Genomic DNA, 2303 nt, shown 5'->3' on the forward strand with positions numbered 1-2303 from the left:
CTGTATGCCGCTGACGCGACGGGCCGCTCGACGGGGGAGACCTTCATGACCGTCTCGGTGATGAGGGTGTTGTTGATGCCGAGGAAGGCACCGGCGAGGATGACGCCGACGACGAGGACGGCCTTGGTGTGGGCGCCGAAGCCCATGACGGCGAGCACGACGGCGAAGCCGACGAGCGCGATCACGACGCCGGGCAGCGTCCCGATCCGGCGCTGGAGGGCCGGTGCGACGAAGACGGACGTCACGGCGAGCAGGACGCCCCAGCCGAAGAAGATGAATCCGATCGCCTGTGCACCCATGTCCAGCGGGAACGGGGTGAAGGCAAGCAGCGTGAAGAACCCGAAGTTGTAGAGCAGCGCGGTGATGCCCACGGTCAGCAGGCCGCGGTGCGCCAGAGCCCGGATCGGGGCGAGGATCGACGAGGGCTGCGCTGCCCGCTCGGTGGCGGGCAGGGTGACCGTGGTGGCGACGAGGGCGATGAGCATGAGGACCGCGACGCCGAAGAACGGTGCCCGCCACGACATCCCGCCGAGCCAGCCACCCAGGAGCGGCCCGGCCGCGATGCCGACGCCGAGCGCCGCCTCGTAGAGGATGATCGCCTGCCCGACCGAGCCGGACGCCGCGCTGACGATCGTCGAGAGGGCGGTGGCGATGAAGAGGGCGTTGCCGAGTCCCCACAGTGCGCGGAAGGCGACGATGCCGCCGACGGTGTCCTGCATTCCGGCGAAGGCGGAGCCGGCGATGATGAGGACGAGCCCGAGCATGAGCGCGCGCTTGGCGCCGATGCGGCTGGAGACCCAGCCCGTGCCAAGCATCGCGATGCCCATGACGGCCATGTAGCTGGTGAAGAGGAGCGACACCTGGGACGGCCCGGCGCCCAGCTCATCGGCGATCGGCTTGAGGATCGGGTCGACGAGGCCGATCCCCATGAAGGAGATCACGCAGGCGAAGGCGACGGACCAGACGGTCTTGGATTGGCGCCACATATGGGGTCAGGAGTCCTTTCGAGGAGGTTCGGTCGAGGCGAGCTCGAGCAGTTCGGTCATGACGGCGACGGCGACCCGGATCCGCTCGAGGGCGTCGCCATCGAGGCGGTCGAGGGCGGGGTCGAGTACCCGGGCGCGGGCGGCTCGGACGTCGCCGAGGGCGTGCGCGCCGGCCCTGGTGAGGGTGACGAGGGTCGCCCGCGCGTCGTCCGGGTCGACATCGCGCCGCACCCAGCCGGCGGTCTCCATCCGCTGCACCTGGGTGGTGACGGTCGGCTGGCTGCTGTGGTCGGCGTCGGCGAGGGCGCTGATCCGCACCGGCTACATCTCGTCGATGAGGGCGAGAAGCCGGGCCTGCGCGTAGGGGACCTCGAAGGCGGCCGCCTGACTGGCCCACCGGTTGAGGCGCGCGGCGGCCCTGAGGAGGTCGTTCGCTGCACTCTGTCGGCTGGTCACGAGTTCCTAGTTTACATAGAAAAACTATGTAAGTGTCCCGCGTCTCATAGATGAGGATCACGGCCCTGGCCCCCTGCCCCGCTCAGGGGGGCAAGGGGCTAGCGACGCCAACGGGCTGTAGCCCTGACGACCTGCTGCTCCCCACTCAGCAGCGGGCCCCCTGCTGCGTGAGGAGCAGCAGCGGGCCCCCAGCTTCCTCAAGGGCAGCAGGGGGCCAGGGACAGGCTGGGGATGGCGCTGAGCGGCGGTGCGTGCGGGATGCGCTCCCCAGCGGTGGGGGATGCCGGGTCAGGCGACGTGCGGCAGGACCGTCTCGGCGATGTCGCTGAGGTGGTCGAGGTCAGCGAGGTCGAGGACCTGCAGGTAGATCCGGTCCGCGCCGAGGTCGGCGAACGACCGGAGCTTGGCGACCACCTCGTCCGGCGTCCCGGTGAGCCCGTTCGCGCGCAGCTCGTCCACGTCCCGCCCGATCGCTGCGGCCCGTCGGCGCACCGTCGCCTCGTCGCGGCCCAGGCACACGACCTGCGCGGCCGACAGCGTCAACGACAACGGGTCCCGGTCCATCCGCTCGCAGGCCGCGCGGGCCCCGGCGAACAACCGGGCCGTCTCGTCCCGGAGCCGGAAGGCGGCGTTGAACTCGGCGGCATACCGGGCGGCAAGGGCAGGAGTGCGACGTCGGCCACCACCGCCGATGATGATGGGCACGCCGCCGTCCTGGACCGGCTTGGCGAGTGCGGGGGAGCCGGCGACGGGGTAGTGCACCCCGGGGTGGGAGTAGAGCGACCCGCGTGGCGTCGCCCACATACCCGTGATGTCCTCGCGCTGGTCCGCGAGCCGGTGGAACCGCGCGCCGCCACCGGG

4 protein-coding genes are annotated in these 2303 nt (G+C 71.1%); all 4 read right to left on the minus strand.

The window, feature by feature from the left end; all coding sequences use genetic code 11:
• On the minus strand, positions 1-986 hold a 986-nt coding region (locus tag ACTHJJ_RS05895), incomplete at its 3' end, for an MFS transporter (RefSeq protein WP_440302006.1).
• A gap of 6 nt (positions 987-992) precedes the next feature.
• Positions 993-1304 (minus strand): MarR family winged helix-turn-helix transcriptional regulator, encoded by a 312-nt coding sequence (locus tag ACTHJJ_RS05900; protein ID WP_440302007.1) that lies wholly within the window; start codon positions 1302-1304, stop codon positions 993-995.
• Between the two features lie 3 nt (positions 1305-1307).
• The gene (locus ACTHJJ_RS05905) at positions 1308-1442 is read right to left on the minus strand and encodes a hypothetical protein (RefSeq protein WP_440302008.1); all 135 of its coding nucleotides are present in this window, start codon (positions 1440-1442) and stop codon (positions 1308-1310) included.
• A 288-nt stretch (positions 1443-1730) separates the two neighbouring features.
• Positions 1731-2303 (minus strand): LLM class flavin-dependent oxidoreductase (locus tag ACTHJJ_RS05910; RefSeq protein ID WP_440302009.1); only part of this gene is annotated, 573 nt, incomplete at its 5' end.

Origin of the sequence: Intrasporangium sp., from assembly GCF_051961875.1 — a bacterium.
Lineage (GTDB): Bacteria > Actinomycetota > Actinomycetes > Actinomycetales > Dermatophilaceae > Intrasporangium_A.